Origin of the sequence: Clostridium tertium (assembly GCF_017873245.1) — a bacterium.
GTDB classification, from domain to species: domain Bacteria; phylum Bacillota; class Clostridia; order Clostridiales; family Clostridiaceae; genus Clostridium; species Clostridium tertium.
Genome location: NZ_JAGGJY010000010.1, coordinates 121,538 through 137,355, shown reverse-complemented (window position 1 = coordinate 137,355; position 15,818 = coordinate 121,538). Strand labels below are relative to the sequence as shown.

At 25.4% G+C, this 15,818-nt stretch carries 10 protein-coding genes, 1 pseudogene and 2 CRISPR repeat arrays (1 of these 13 cut by a window edge); all 11 genes and pseudogenes read right to left on the bottom strand.

Annotated elements, in window-relative coordinates; all coding sequences use genetic code 11:
- Positions 1 to 190 precede the first annotated feature (190 nt).
- A complete protein-coding gene (locus tag J2Z25_RS12275; RefSeq protein ID WP_209740797.1) occupies positions 191 to 2,125 on the bottom strand; it encodes an ABC transporter ATP-binding protein in 1,935 nt (644 codons plus the stop codon).
- Positions 2,112 to 3,851 carry an ABC transporter ATP-binding protein gene (locus J2Z25_RS12270; protein WP_209740796.1) on the bottom strand — a complete coding sequence of 580 codons (1,740 nt, stop codon included), beginning with the start codon at positions 3,849 to 3,851 and terminating at the stop codon, positions 2,112 to 2,114. Before J2Z25_RS12270 ends, J2Z25_RS12275 begins: the two co-directional genes overlap by 14 nt.
- 174 nt (positions 3,852 to 4,025) lie before the next feature.
- Entirely contained in the window at positions 4,026 to 4,457 is a 432-nt protein-coding gene (locus tag J2Z25_RS12265) for a MarR family winged helix-turn-helix transcriptional regulator (RefSeq protein WP_008679007.1), read from the bottom strand.
- Between the two features lie 326 nt (positions 4,458 to 4,783).
- Positions 4,784 to 5,402: direct repeats of the CRISPR family, unit length 30 nt; unit sequence ATTTAAATACATCTCATGTTAATGTTAATC.
- Between the two features lie 175 nt (positions 5,403 to 5,577).
- Positions 5,578 to 5,868, bottom strand: a complete 291-nt coding sequence (cas2, locus tag J2Z25_RS12260) for a CRISPR-associated endonuclease Cas2 (RefSeq protein ID WP_209740795.1) — start codon at positions 5,866 to 5,868, stop codon at positions 5,578 to 5,580.
- A 1-nt stretch (position 5,869) separates the two neighbouring features.
- Positions 5,870 to 6,868: a type I-B CRISPR-associated endonuclease Cas1b gene (cas1b, locus tag J2Z25_RS12255; RefSeq protein WP_209740794.1), complete on the bottom strand. Its 999-nt coding sequence runs from the start codon at positions 6,866 to 6,868 to the stop codon at positions 5,870 to 5,872.
- 8 nt (positions 6,869 to 6,876) lie between these two features.
- A pseudogene (locus J2Z25_RS12250) lies at positions 6,877 to 7,371 on the bottom strand (CRISPR-associated protein Cas4).
- Positions 7,371 to 9,932 carry a CRISPR-associated helicase Cas3' gene (gene cas3, locus J2Z25_RS12245; RefSeq protein ID WP_245173324.1) on the bottom strand — a complete coding sequence of 854 codons (2,562 nt, stop codon included), beginning with the start codon at positions 9,930 to 9,932 and terminating at the stop codon, positions 7,371 to 7,373. Before cas3 ends, J2Z25_RS12250 begins: the two are co-directional and overlap by 1 nt.
- Before the next feature lie 42 nt (positions 9,933 to 9,974).
- Positions 9,975 to 10,733, bottom strand: coding sequence for a type I-B CRISPR-associated protein Cas5b (gene cas5b, locus J2Z25_RS12240; RefSeq protein WP_099346744.1), 759 nt, complete (start codon positions 10,731 to 10,733; stop codon positions 9,975 to 9,977).
- A 3-nt stretch (positions 10,734 to 10,736) separates the two neighbouring features.
- On the bottom strand, positions 10,737 to 11,687 hold the full coding sequence (locus tag J2Z25_RS12235; RefSeq protein ID WP_209740793.1) for a type I CRISPR-associated protein Cas7: 951 nt from the start codon (positions 11,685 to 11,687) through the stop codon (positions 10,737 to 10,739).
- A complete protein-coding gene (locus J2Z25_RS12230; RefSeq protein ID WP_209740792.1) occupies positions 11,688 to 13,415 on the bottom strand; it encodes a type I-B CRISPR-associated protein Cas8b/Csh1 in 1,728 nt (575 codons plus the stop codon).
- Positions 13,416 to 13,431: 16 nt separating this feature from the next.
- Complete coding sequence (gene cas6 / locus J2Z25_RS12225) at positions 13,432 to 14,124, bottom strand: CRISPR-associated endoribonuclease Cas6 (RefSeq protein WP_209740791.1); 693 nt, start codon at positions 14,122 to 14,124, stop codon at positions 13,432 to 13,434.
- Positions 14,125 to 14,675: 551 nt separating this feature from the next.
- Positions 14,676 to 15,818: direct repeats of the CRISPR family, unit length 30 nt; unit sequence ATTTAAATACATCTCATGTTAATGTTAATC; it runs 64 nt beyond the window's last position.

Below are 15,818 nucleotides of genomic sequence, written 5' to 3'. Positions count from 1 at the left end.
AAAACCATAAAAAAAAAACAAGAAAAACCAAAAAAAACTCAAGATAATATAATAAACCAGCATCTATAGATTATCAAAATAAAAATAACATTAATACCATAACTTATACATCAGTATCATTTATATCTTTATAATCAATTAAAAGATATAACAAAAAATCCCAAGTAAATAAATACTTGAGATTTTAAATCTATTGTAGTTCAAAAGCTCCTGTATAAAGTTGGTAGTACTTTCCTTTTTGCTCAATTAAATCATCGTGATTTCCACGTTCTATTATTCTACCTTGTTCTAGAACCATAATTACATCTGAGTTCTTAACTGTAGAAAGTCTATGAGCAATAACAAATACTGTTCTACCATGCATAAGTTTATCCATACCTTCTTGAACTATTGCTTCAGTTCTTGTATCTATACTTGAAGTAGCTTCATCTAATATTAATACTGGAGGATCTGCAATGGCAGCTCTAGCAATTGCTAATAATTGTCTTTGTCCTTGTGATAAATTAGCTCCATCACCTGTTATCATTGTGTCATATCCTTGTGGTAAATGCTTAATAAATGTATCTGCATTTGCTAGTTTTGCAGCTGCAATTACTTCTTCGTCAGTTGCATCTAGTTTACCATATTTAATGTTGTCTGCAATTGTTCCTGTAAATAAATGAGTATCTTGAAGAACTATTCCTAGTGATCTTCTTAAATCATCTTTTTTAATTTTATTAATGTTAATTCCATCATATCTGATTTTACCATCTTGTATATCATAGAATCTATTAATTAAATTAGTTATTGTTGTTTTACCTGCACCAGTAGCTCCAACGAAAGCAACTTTTTGACCTGGTTTTGCAAATAATTTTATATTATGAAGAATTATCTTCTTATCATCATATCCAAAGTCTACATCATCAAATACCATATCTCCAAGCATTCTTGTGTAAGTTATTGTACCATCACTATGAGGATGTTTCCATGCCCATATACCAGTACGTTCTTTTACTTCTTCTAATTCTCCATTATCTTTTACTTTAGCATTAACTAATGTTACATATCCATCATCAGTTTCATGTTTTTCATCTAAAAGTTCAAAGATTCTTTCTGCTCCTGCAAGCGCCATAATAACTGCATTAAATTGTTGTGACATTTGTGATATTGGTTGATTTAAATTTCTTGTAAGTTGTAAGAATGATGCAAGTGCACCTAATGTAAATCCACCAATACTTCCTATAGCTAAAATACCACCAACAATTGCTGTTAGAACATAATTTATATAACCTAAATTACCCATAATAGGCATTAAGATATTTGCAAATGTATTAGCTTTATAAGCACTATCACATAAATCATCATTTAATTTATCAAAATCAATTTTTGACTCATCTTCATGACAAAATACCTTAACAACTTTTTGTCCTTCCATCATTTCTTCGATAAATCCATTAACTTTTCCTAAATCTTTTTGTTGCTTTCCAAAGTAAAGTGAACTTTTCCCACCAATTACTTTTATAACTCTAAACATTACAAATATCATTACTACAGCTACTAAAGTAAGAGGTAGACTTAAAACTATCATTGATATAAATACACTAACTACTGTTATTACAGATGATACTAATTGGGGTAAGCTTTGACTTATCATTTGTCTTAAAGTATCTGTATCATTAGTATATAAACTCATTATTTCTCCATGAGAGTGAGTATCAAAATACTTTATTGGTAAACCTTCCATATGCTCAAACATATCATCTCTTATTTTTTTAAGACTTCCTTGAGCAACAACTATCATAATTCTATTATATAAATAAGTTGAAAATGTTCCTATATAATATATTATAGCCATCATTCCAATTGTTTTTAATAAAGGTCCAAAGTTAGGATTTGATTGACCTAAAAATGGTGTTATATAATCATCTATTAAAGTTTTAAGGAATAATGTACTTGCAACCGTTGCAAGTGAACTAATTAATATACAAATTACAACAAATAAAAATTGAAATTTATATTCCTTAAATACATAGCCTAAAAGTCTTTTTAATGTCTTCATTGGATTTTTGCTTTTTCTTCCAACTGGCATTTTTCCTGGTGCTCCTGGGCCATGGCCTTTTACTCTTTGTCCATTATTTGGCTTCATCTTCACCAGCTCCTTTCACTTGACATTCATATACTTCTTTGTATATTTCATTTGTTTTTAATAATTCTTCATGAGTTCCAATTCCATCAATTTTACCATCATTTAATACTATTATCTTATCTGCATCCTCAACTGAAGAAATACGTTGAGCAATAATTATCTTTGTAGTATCTGGAATTGATTCTTTAAATGATTTTCTAATTAATGCATCTGTTTTTGTATCTACTGCACTTGTTGAATCATCTAAAATTAATATTTTTGGTTTTTTAAGCAATGCTCTTGCAATACATAATCTTTGCTTTTGTCCACCTGATACATTTGTACCACCTTGTTCTATATAAGTATCATATTTATCAGGGAAGTTTTCTATAAACTCACTAGCTTGTGCTGCATTACATGCTTCTATAATTTCTTCATCAGTTGCATTTTTATTACCCCATCTTAGGTTTTCTTTTATAGTTCCTGAGAAAAGTACATTCTTTTGAAGAACCATAGAAACTTCATTTCTTAATGTTTCAATATCATAATCTCTAACATCTACTCCACCAATCTTTAATGAACCACTTGTTACATCATAAAGTCTTGGAATAAGTTGTACAAATGTTGATTTTGCACTTCCTGTTCCACCTATAATTCCAACAGTTTCTCCTGAGTTTATATTTAAGTTTATATTTTCTAAATTTAAATTATCTTCTTTTTTACTATAACTAAAGTTAACATTATTAAAATCTATAGAACCATCTTTAACTTCGTATATAGGATTTTCAGGATTTTTCAAATCACTTTCTTCTTCTAATACTTCAACAATTCTTTCTGCTGATGATTTTGCCATTGTTACCATAACAAATACCATTGACATCATCATAAGACTCATTAAAATATTACCAGCATATGTGAATAAACTCATAAGTTCTCCAGTTGTCATGCTATTTGATACTATCATCTTTGCACCAAACCAAGAGAATAATAAGATAATTGTGTACATAGTAAATTGCATTATAGGTGCATTTAAAATTATTATTTTTTCTGCCTTCATAAACATGTTATATAAGTTTTGTGAAGCCTTATGGAACTTACTAATTTCATGATCTTCTCTTACATAAGCTTTTACTACACGAACACCTGTTAAATTTTCTTGTACACTAGCATTTAAATCATCATATTTTCTAAATACCTTCTTAAAAATAGGATGAGCATTTGAAATTACAAAATATAAAGAAACACCAAGAAATATAATTGCACCTAAGAATATTAAAGACATCTTAGAATTAATATAAAAACTCATTACCATAGCCGCTATAAGCATAAATGGTGCTCTTACTAATGTTCTAATAATCATTAAATATGCATTTTGAACATTTGTTACATCTGTAGTCAATCTTGTTACAAGTCCTGCTGTTGAGTACTTATCTATATTTGAAAAAGAATAATCTTGTATTTTATAAAACATTCCTTTTCTTAAATTTTTAGCAAATCCTGTAGATGCCTTAGCACCACTTTTACCTGCTAAAGCCCCAAATGTTAGAGATATAAATGCCATAACTAACATGATTACTCCAAGTATAGTTACATACTTCATATTCCCTTTCTCTACCCCATTATCAATAATCATAGCCATTAATACAGGTATAATTACTTCAAGTATTACTTCAAAAGCAATAAAAACAGGAGTTAAAATTGAATCTTTTTTATACTCCCTAATATAACTAGCTAATTTTTTAATCATACTATTCCTCCTTTTGTTAGACTTCTAACTTTAGAATTAAAAAATCACTCTATTTTTATTAGTTTTCCAACCATAACAACAAAATATAATATGTATTTCTTAAACATTTATAAACAATTTTGTTTAAACACTTAATTTGTTAGGCTTCTAACTAATTAAGTAAAAAAAATTGCATTAATCTGCAATCTTCTTACTTAATCTTTCTAATATTTCACTAAACAATTCAAGTTCTTCTTTACTTAAAGAATCATAAATTATAGATTCTACAATTTCGATTTCTTTATATACAGATTTATGAACTTCAATTCCCTTATCAGTTAAGATAATCTTTTTAAGTCTAGCATCTTCACAGACACTAACCCTTTCAATTAAGCCATTCTTTTCCATTAAAGAAAGTACGCTTGTAACAGAAGAACGTCTAATGTCAAATTCTTCTTCAATTGTTTTTTGAAATATGTCTCTCTTAGGTGCTTGATGAAATATATACCCTAGAATTTTTGCTTGCATACTGCTTATCCCATATTCTAATGATACTTTACCTATTCTTCTCTTAATTTTATGAGACAGTATATTAATTTTTCTTCCAATGTGTTTTATTTCACTCATTAATTACACCCACGCTTTTGTTAGACTTCTAACTAATTATAAAACTATTTAGCATTCTTGTCAATCTATTGGGTTCGATTACAATAAATTTTTAATTATTTTAAATATTTTTCTAATAATTATAAAAATATTACCTGGAAAATAATGTAATTTATTTATAATTTTAAGGCTATCACGTTTCGTTATACACTTGTATTTTTATATTTATCAATTCAAATATATAGCCCTAATTTAATTGTAGTTGCTATTGATATTCTGTATAGTAACTACAAATTTAATTAATGTTGATCTTATTACCAACTATCCTTGTTAATACAGATGTATTTATTTAAATACATCTCATGTTAATGTTAATCATTTACTTATTAATACCCCTCATTTAAGAGGGGCAAATTTAAATACATCTCATGTTAATGTTAATCTTTATTGCAGATTATGAAAGGAGAAGTGGGACTATTATTTAAATACATCTCATGTTAATGTTAATCTAGTGACACTCCTTTAGATGATTTAGCGACATTAGCATTTAAATACATCTCATGTTAATGTTAATCATTAAGCAAAATGTTAAAGTCATAGAAAGTACCTTAATTTAAATACATCTCATGTTAATGTTAATCTTCATCCTTGATTACATTATTTATTTCTTTATTACATTTAAATACATCTCATGTTAATGTTAATCATTGAGAACTTCCACACTTAGGGCAACATACTTGTATTTAAATACATCTCATGTTAATGTTAATCAAGAACTATTAAAGAGCATTGAAGGTTATTTATAATTTAAATACATCTCATGTTAATGTTAATCTTTTTCTGTTTCTTTACATGATGATATAAAAGATTATTTAAATACATCTCATGTTAATGTTAATCTCAAGATTTTCCTTTTAATAGTATTAATCAAACCGTATTTAAATACATCTCATGTTAATGTTAATCCCTTCGAAAATGTGACTTTTCTATTTAATAAAATTTCTTGAAAACCTTATTTCCTCTTACTTCTATCAATAATTTACCAAGCTAATGTAAAAAAATACAAACTTATTTTAAAAACCTATGAAAGCCTGTATTTTCAACGCTTATAAAGATTTTAATAGAAATACATCCTGGTAAATTATATTATTAAATCTTCACCGGTATTATTACTTTGAACTCCTAGTATTTCTTCTCCAAATACGTCTCCATTAATAAGTTTTACTATGCAAATGAAATCTTCTGTTTTATCGATAACATTATTTAAATCTTTCTTTAATAATATAAGTTTTGATGGTGTTATTTCTCCTCTAAATACTGATTTTTGAAAATGTGATAGATATTTTTTACATACTTTAAAAACTTTTTGAACTCTCTCTTCTTTTATATCATAAAATAAAAAAGCATAGTTATAGTTGATATTTTTACCCATTCTACATACCATCCTTTAAACTAAAGGGGATAAATTCTTTTCCCTCCATAATATACTTTATTAATTTATAGCAATCTAATTTTATAGCTGTTTGGTAAGATACCTTTCTTTTAAGTTTTGGATGCTGAAATACAGATTCTAATCTTTCTTGAAATGCAGTTATAAAAATATTTCTACCTTCTTCATTTAATAAACAATAATTAACCTTTTTTTCAAAATGCTTTTCTACTTTTAATATTTTATTATTTACTAAATCAAAAATAGTTTTATAAACTATAACAGGCTTAAACACTTCACTTATATCTAAACTTAAAGAAAATCTTCCTTCTGAAGGTTCATGCAAAAAACTAATTCTTTGATCTAAATGAGTTCTATATATGGATGATATAGTTTTAGTATATAATAACGTATTCCCAAAAGATATTAATGCATTTATTGGATTATCTGGTGGTCTTTTTACCCTTTTACTCATAATAAAATCTTCTGGTAATATATATTTAAAATCAGCATAAAATCTTTGCCATACTTCTCCTTCAATAGACATCAGCTCCTTTATATTATCAGAAACATCTACTCTATTTAAGAACTCTTTTTTTATCCAATCTATTGTTACCTTAACTTCTTTTTTATTATGTTTATAGTAATGATAAAGAACTTCATAAATATTTATTCCAATACCTTTAACTATTGATTTTGCAATTGTAAGTCTATTATCAGTAAATGCCTGAACTTGCTTTACTAAAAGTCTTCCACTATTATATTTATTTCTTGGATAAAATGTTCCACTATATCCTCCATTATAATTAAAGAAATGTAATATAATATTGTTAGATGATAAAAAATCTAACAGCTTCGAATTTATTGTTACTTCATTTAAGCAATATATTTCTTTTGTATCTTCTACTGGAATATACACATTTTTCCCATTTTTTCTAAAGCAAAGTGAATTGTCTTTTCTACTTAACTCCCCCATAGAAGCTATATATCTTGTACTCCCCATTTTCCCTCCTATACATAACAATATTCATAATAAGCACACTTTTTACATTTAGATTGATTTATTGTTTCTGGAATACTATCATTACTTAATAAAATTTCTATATTCTTTATATAAATTTCTAACTCGTCAAGTCTTTCATCAGTTAATTCAATATACATAATTTTACTCTTAGATTTATTTTTCTCAACAAATTCTAATTTGCCTTTTCGTATTATTCCTTTTTCTTTAAGTATCTTTAAATAATAAAGTAATTACCAAGTAGCCGCCTCTACATCAGCATCAGATTTTTTTATTTCAACTAAGTATTCACTTGTTAATTTATCTATTTTAATATTATCTATAGCTAATTCTGTGTTATTAGCTAACTCCTGCTTTACTTCATGTATAGCCTTACCTATCTTTACTACTTCACTATTATCTTCTAGATTAATTCTACTTCCATGAAGATAACATTGTCTTTTGCAATGAAAATAATAGTTTATAAGTGTACCATTGACTTTCATTATATAAAATCTCCTATTCCTGTTGTTAATTTTTCTTTATTAATCTTACCATCCTTAAAATAATCTTCACCGTTTTCAATTTTATATAATTCACCTATTCTTTCATTGTAAGGCACATCAAAATTTTTCACTTGATAAATAAAATAATTCAGATTTGCTCTTGCCTTTGATAACTTTACTTCTCTCTCTGAATAATCCATCTCTCTCGCATTTAATAGATTTTTATAATCATTCCATATATCTTCCCCACTAATTTTAAGCCCATTATTTAATTCTATATCTCTAGATAAAAATACAGAATTACTTAAAGTATCATCTTCTATAAGCTTCATTCGATTCATAACAATTGGAAAATTTAATAAAGAAACTTTTTCATTAAAGAATATATCAATATTTTCATCATTAAACTTTTTATCTTTCTTTTTTATTTCATTTAATATAGGAAAATAATAATTATAAAAATCTTTATTAATAAGTATTTCCCTCATCAAATCATTAACTAGTGTAAATTGGGTTCCTGTTCTATAATCATTTTTATAAATGCTGGTTGTACTATCAATATTAAAAAAATAAACTTCTCCCTCTTTTTTACATGATCTATTTATCCTACCCATGAATTGCTCGTCACTATCTAGTTTAGAAATATCTTTATATCCTATATCCATATCAATATCTACTCCTGCTTCAATAACTTGTGTAGCTACTAATATTACATTATCCGTTCTTGATACAATATCTATAATCCTTTCACGCTCTATAGCATTATCATCACCAGTAATTAATTCTACTCTAGATGTTATTTCTTCATCGTCTTTTAATTTTCTATAAAACTCATATGCACTTTGCTTTCTAATAAATTCTATAAGTATTTTTTTACACTTTAGACTATTACCTTTTAAGTGATCATAAAGTTCGTTAATATCCTTGTCAATTAAATCATAATTTACTTTTACTCTATTTTTAAATAATGAATGACTAAAGTATTTTTCTCTATTTGTAATTAAATTTATTGTGTTTTTATTAGAACTAATAAGATAATTTAGATCTGGCAAAGTTGCTGACATTATTATTACTTTCATATTTAATATTTCTGAAAAACTTTTCAAAAATGTTATTATCTCTGTCCAAATAGTATTTTTATAGCTTTGAATTTCATCTAACACAATTATGCTATTTACTAATTGATGAAATGGAAAAGCTGACTCCCTAGTAAAATTAAACATGGTATTAAATATACTGACATGAGTTGTTAGTATAACTGGATAATTTAAAAATTGTCTATTTAATAATGCTTTTGAATAAACATCATACCCTTCATCTTCATCTTCATCTAAGTTGTTATTATTATTTTTACTTTCATCTGTCTTTATTGGAGTAATAGAATTAATTATAGATATTTTACTAAATACTTCACTATTTTTACCAAATACTTTTTCTAGAGACTTCATATTTTGTTCTACTAATGTATTAAATGGATATACATAATATATTTTTTTTATATCTTTATTTTCTTTTGCCAGCGTAAAACTTAAATTGAATGCTACATTACTCTTACCACTACCTGTTGGTGCCTCTAAAAAATAAATATTATCTTCTAAATTATTAATTAACTCTTTTTCAGCATCTAAAAACATTTCTGTTCTGAGTATATTAATATTTTTTTCTGAAGATAAATCTCTTTTATTTTTATATCCTTCCTTCTCATATTTTCTTATATCATTGTATAACTCTGTACTCTTGTAAATATTATAAAACTCATCTATATTCGAAATTTCCCCAAATTCTTCTAGCTTTATATCCTTCATAAATTCTGTAGTTGAATAAAAATCTGAAGCTACAAGCAATGAATATAATAGTTTTACATATATATAAATTCCAATTCCTTCTTTTTTATTAAGTTTTAGCAATCTTATTTTTACATTTTTTGCTTTTTTGTATAACTCCTTACTGTCCACACTAAAGTCTTTTCTATAATAATAAAAATACTCCTTATTAAATACTTCTATAAACTTTGCAGCATTTCCATCTTTATAAATATCAAATCTATCTATAAAATTTTCAAAACTATCTAAATTACTATGATGCCTTGATATTATGAAAGCATTCAAAAATAAAAACTTAAATAATACTTTTCTTTCTTCTTTCTCAAGATCTAATATTTCATTATAAAAATAATCTACGTATAGTACAGATGAAATAATTGAATGTCTTGAACCAATTTCGTTAAAAGATTTTGCATTACATATTTTATTATTCATTTTATTTTCTTGAAATAAAGGATTTATCTTTCCAAAGTCATGAAAATTTATAGTATTAATAATTAATATTCTATATATTTTTTTATCCTTTTCACTAAAATCCTTTAAATACATATTTTCAAGCTTTTCAAATACTTTATAAATTTCTTTAGTTCTATTTATTTTTAAGAAATATTCATTGCATAATCTTATATGCTCTTCAAGTAACTCATTTCTTGATTCATTAATATGAGCATAGTACTTATCTATATCTTTTATTAATCCTGACATATCTATAATTTGTTTACTATTAAAATATTCCATATATCCTCCTATATTAAAGAGAGGGCTACCCCTCTCTTTTATTTAAAAGAAAACTATATTTTTACCTTCAATTTCATATACTTTAATATTATTTGAAGACTTAACTATCATATTGCTATAAACAAAACTTGATAAAACATATCCGTTAGTATCCTTATCTAAAGCTATTGGTAGCTTTTCATTATACTTAAATAAATCATCAACTTCATCGTCTTCTTCATCTACTACATCAAAATTTATATTATCTTTAGGACATAATGAATCTATTCTTTTAGCTTTTGATATTTCTTTTATATTATCAAGTACTTCAATATTAGATATATTTGCATAATGGTCATTTTTTCCTAAATAAGGTGTGTATATAGCTTTTTTATTTGTAATATACTCAGATAACTTTACAGCCTCTTCATTATCAATAATAATATATATATTCCATACAGGATTTTCAAGCCACTGCTCCTTTACTATTAAATTACCGCCGAGCTCCTTTGAGGCATATCCTACTGAATTATTAAATACTTGGATTTTTTTATTAATCATACTTGATTCATTCATAGGCTCAATAGAAACTTTTAAATTATTTAGCTTACAATAAAATTCAGGATAATCATAAGAATATTTTTTATCAGTACTTTTCATTAAAGCTGCTTTATTATATCCTCCATATCCAAGAATTGCTCCAAACATCCCAAGTAAAGCTACTTTATGAATGTTTCCATAAGTAAAGTAATAATAACTATTAACTTCTGGTTTCTTAAAGAAAGCTGTTTTACCATCTAATCTAAACTTTAAAACCTTCATATTCTACACCTCTTTTTGTGTAAATATATTAAAAATCTTAGCTCCTTTAATATCACATTCAATGCTAGTAGTATAAGGATTATAGTACACTTCTACATTTTTTATTTTATTACTTAATTCATTTATAAGATCTGAACATTCTATCCTTATAATATTCTTATCTTCGCCTTTAATAAATGTTATATATTCAGAAAGATTTGGTATATATAAATCTTTTTCTGTTTCCACAAATAATGCAAATTCATTTTCACATCCTACCTTAGAATTTGTAGCAAAGGATGTTGCAGAAACTAATGCTGCATTTTTAAATTTACTATAATCTTCTTCTGTGTATCCTTCTGTTACTTCTAACTCTTCATATCCCTTATAAGCTAAAGGATTAATCGTGAATGGATAAAAATAATGTGCTTCGTTACTTACAATCTTAGTTCCTAAAGTAGAATTTTTAGCTTCTTCTGAATCTGGTTTTATATTATCTTTAGATCCATCTCTAAATGGAGATAAGATTTGTTGTTCCTCTGGATTTGTTCTATCATATTTGTTAAATCCTTGCCCAATTTGCACTGCTCCTGTAATAGATATATTATTACCTTCTTCTGCAAATGTAGCTCCAAAATTTTTTACATCAATAGAATTAAAAAGATTTGTCAATACAGCTTTACTATCCTTACATCCCTTTAAGTCCCCTGTATTAAATATATATTCATATCTTTCCTTAAGTGATCTTGGTACAAGTGTTACTTCTCCATTTTTACCTTTTGAAAATTTCATTGACTTTATATAAAGTACCTTTTCTCCATTATTTTCCCACATTTTTTTCATAGGATATTTTAACGCCTTATCACTACCAAAAGTCTCTCCATCTGATGTAGTTTTTGGATAACCTGAAAAATCTGCATTCCAATTTGCCATTATTGATGATATACCTATTACTCCATATACTCTTTTATCCATTTATTTTTCCTCCTCGCTTTTCTCATATATTAAACTGCTATTTAAGTAGCCTGCAATTATCATATTTTGATTTACTTCACTCAATGGCTCATAGGCTAATATCATTGTATAAAGATTATTAAACCTCTTTGCTTTAGATTTAATTTCTATATCATAATTATATTTCTTATATAATGCTAAAAGCTTTTCTTTTATAAATAAATTATTCTTTGCATTAATAAAAGGATTAACTAAAGATTGTGGTTTATTTTTCCCTTTACTTTTTGATAATAAATAGTTTATTAATTGTCCCACTGCAAAATAATATTCTTCATCTGATGAAATATATTTTGTTTCAGAAAAATTAATCTTTTCTCTTAAATCTCTTCTTATTTCATTAAGCTTATCTGCCATATTTATACCTCCATTAAAATACTCATTAATTGAACACATTAAATTAAATTGGTGTTTTGATTTAGATAAAAATCCTTTATTAATAGATCCCTTTATTATATTTAGTGATACTTTATTTAAAATTGTATAAACACCGTTCTCTTTCCCCTTGTATAACCAATTAAAAACTGCATTTCTTGATATTAATAAACTACTTAATAATACCCCATCATTAATTGATATCTCTCCAGGCTCTGTAAAATAATTATTCTTCAGGTATTTTGAAAATAATACACTATCTAAAATTTCTTGTATAATTTTCTTGCTTCTAAAAACTCCATAACTTTCTTTAATCAGCTCTTTATTTTCCATATTACATATATCCTTTAAGATGAAACTTTTCCTAACTTCAGGATTATATCCTGTAATAATATCAAAAAGATGAATTTCTGCTTCTTTACCTTTTTTAATTCTAAGGAATATGCCATTAAAACTTTCATCAGGTAATTCAGAATTTTTCAGTGCTTTAATTCCTTTATCATTTAAATAAATATTTACTTTTCCTGCGGATGCACAATTTAAAAGGTAATCAAAAAATTTTTTTTGTAGTTTTACTTCTTTACTATTAAGTAAATAAGGAATAGTATTTTTTCTACTTTTATTCTCAAGATAAGGTTTCTTAGCGTTTAATCCCATATTATTGTTGGGAAGTCCAACTATCTCATTATTAATTTTAATATTAAAATCATTGCTATTAAAAATATTAGGAATTAAATATCTTCGTCCTTCTTTTTCATATAAATCTCTTGGAAATTCAAAAAATATCTTTAAATAGTCTTTACCTTTAATTTCAATATTTAAATTAAATATATTTTCTTTAATCCAGTTCCTAATTTCTTCAATATTATCTTGATCTATCTCACCTAACTCTTCCTCTATTTCTTTAGTTTTTGAATCTGTATATTTCAAATAAGGATTAGCTAAAGTATCATAATATTGATCTATTCTTTCCACTGTTAATTTCCCATTTGTTAAACTGTCTTTTTTTATAAAAAATGATAGGTAATTATTACTTTGTATAATCTTCTTCTTATCAATAGGCTTATTCATATCCACTAATTTACTATTATAATCATAAAAACAGATATCCTCATATAAGGTATTCATTCTTCCTTCTAATTCATCTGTCTTTTTATTGTACTTTATATTAATTGCCTCATCTTTTATTTGAAACTTATTATTAATCTTAGAAACTACTATGTAAGTTCCGTCTGCTGGTATATAACTATCTAAAATTAAATTTTCTCCTTTTTCATGAAGTTCATTTTCAAAAATCTCTAAACATTCCTTAAGCATATTTTCACCTCCTTTATTAAAGATATCTATAGTTTACATATCCCAATCCCCTAGAATTCATCTCTCCAACTCCTGTTCCAAGGCTTAAATAGGCTAATTCTTGTGCTACTGGATTACTTGAAATATTGATAGATATTTTATCTCCAAGCAACTTAATATTTTTATAGTTAACTGAAATAGGTTTTTTATTTTTAAATTCTATACTATTATATAATTCAAAGTCCTCTTCAATTTTTGTATTATTAATTTCATTGTATTTCTTAATAAGATTTTCTCTTATTCTTTTTTCAAAACCATCTATAGAAAGATTTCCTTTCCAATATCCCGATTCAGTTTTTATTATTATTGGAGTCAAAGTATAAATTTTTTCTATAAATTTCTTTGGTATAATTTTCACTTCTGTAGTTAATCCTTTTATGGAATTATTAAAATAATTAGCTAATGATTTAGTAAGAAAATCAGCTAAATCGCCTTTTGCTGTTCTCAGAGTAAATGTGTAAATCCCCCCACTTTTGTAATCCTTATCATTCTCAGTAGGATAAAATGAATCAAAACAATAGTTTTTAAATTCATTTCTTTGGTGTAAATCTAGAAATCTTTCATCCTTCGCCATAGCTCCATCAATAAATTTGGCTATTTCTGTTTGCGTGTCGATTATATTTATATTTTGTAAAAGATATACTTTTACTCGAATTTGATATACTTTCATGTCATCACCTCCTAAAATAATTCTACATCCATTCTACATAATTGTAAATATTAACAATTATGTAGAACTATGTCAAAGTTAATAATTAATATTTTTTAAAATATAATTTAAAAACATAAAATGTTACTATTAACTAAATTATAATGTATCTTTTAGTTATTTTATTTCATTTCACTTTTCATTTTGACTTTATTATAATTATTTATTATGTTAACTAAAGTTAATTCTGTATTTATTTTATCTTTTTCTTTATATCTCTTTTTCACTTTCATAGCTCTTCTCCTTCTTCTTCATTATTAATAGCTTCGTCATATATTTTAAATAATATAAAAATGTAATAAAAATAATTAAAAGCACCCATAATTATCAATTACAGATGCTTTATATATCTATTATTCAAATTCTAACATTTTAAATTATTAATTATATTTCATATTCGAATCTTATGTTTTAAATATTAATAATGATGATTATAGCTGCCGTTAAGACTATCTATAAATACATCTAATCTTAATCCTATATGGGGATGTGAAAGGCAGATAAATAACAGGAGTTAAATACATCCCATGTTAATGTTAATCTACCGTGTTCAAACGGTGGAGTAGTTAATGTATTTAAATTTAAATAAATCTCATGTTAATGTTAATCAAATTCTTTACAAAACTTTGATACTTATTTTTCCGAATTTAAATACATCTCATGTTAATGTTAATCACTAGGCACATATTTTTGAGTCTTATCTTCTTGAATTATTTAAATACATCTCATGTTAATGTTAATCGTAGGTAAATCTAGGATTGGTAAAGAGTAGGAAGGATTTAAATACATCTCATGTTAATGTTAATCTTATACGATTTAAAGCTGGATTAAATCTTACATCATTTAAATACATCTCATGTTAATGTTAATCCCTAATTCTTTTACTAAGTCAATTCTGTCCAAATCAATTTAAATACATCTCATGTTAATGTTAATCTAATATTTTAAAAATTAATGATTATAAAACAATTGTATTTAAATACATCTCATGTTAATGTTAATCTCCCCCTAAAGCTTCAACTAAAGTTTTAAATTCACCATTTAAATACATCTCATGTTAATGTTAATCAAGTTATGGAATAGATAGAAAAAAAAGCTACTACTTAATTTAAATACATCTCATGTTAATCTCTCCATTATCCCAACAAAAAGAATTATATAAACTAATTTAAATACATCTCATGTTAATGTTAATCCTAGGCGAGAAACATTCCAATCCCATAGCAGTCAATTTAAATACATCTCATATTAATGTTAATCTATGAAAGCATTCGAAGAAATTGTTTTGAAAATGAAATTTAAATACATCTCATGTTAATGTTAATCATGTTGCTCTATTTCTTCTTTGGTTTGTGTTGCTACATTTAAATACATCTCATGTTAATGTTAATCAAGGAAAAGTAAATGTAAATCAAATTAGAAAAGATATATTTAAATACATCTCATGTTAATGTTAATCTTCCTGGTGATTTTGTAAAAATTTCAATACGTGGATTTAAATACATCTCATGTTAATGTTAATCCTATAAGCAAAAAGAAGCACAAGCTATAGCAATAGTATTTAAATACATCTCATGTTAATGTTAATCTGGTTACAATTTGCCTAATTGGTTTTTTTCTTTTTAATTTAAATACATCTCATGTTAATGTTAATC

Bases quoted from the DNA above. Each gene is read 5' to 3' on its own strand.
- J2Z25_RS12275 (WP_209740797.1), bottom strand. From the start codon at position 2,125: ATGAAGCCAAATAATGGACAAAGAGTAAAAGGCCATGGCCCAGGAGCA.
- J2Z25_RS12270 (WP_209740796.1), bottom strand. From the start codon at position 3,851: ATGATTAAAAAATTAGCTAGTTATATTAGGGAGTATAAAAAAGATTCA.
- J2Z25_RS12265 (WP_008679007.1), bottom strand. From the start codon at position 4,457: ATGAGTGAAATAAAACACATTGGAAGAAAAATTAATATACTGTCTCAT.
- cas2 (WP_209740795.1), bottom strand. From the start codon at position 5,868: ATGGGTAAAAATATCAACTATAACTATGCTTTTTTATTTTATGATATA.
- cas1b (WP_209740794.1), bottom strand. From the start codon at position 6,868: ATGGGGAGTACAAGATATATAGCTTCTATGGGGGAGTTAAGTAGAAAA.
- cas3 (WP_245173324.1), bottom strand. From the start codon at position 9,932: ATGGAATATTTTAATAGTAAACAAATTATAGATATGTCAGGATTAATA.
- cas5b (WP_099346744.1), bottom strand. From the start codon at position 10,733: ATGAAGGTTTTAAAGTTTAGATTAGATGGTAAAACAGCTTTCTTTAAG.
- J2Z25_RS12235 (WP_209740793.1), bottom strand. From the start codon at position 11,687: ATGGATAAAAGAGTATATGGAGTAATAGGTATATCATCAATAATGGCA.
- J2Z25_RS12230 (WP_209740792.1), bottom strand. From the start codon at position 13,415: ATGCTTAAGGAATGTTTAGAGATTTTTGAAAATGAACTTCATGAAAAA.
- cas6 (WP_209740791.1), bottom strand. From the start codon at position 14,124: ATGAAAGTATATCAAATTCGAGTAAAAGTATATCTTTTACAAAATATA.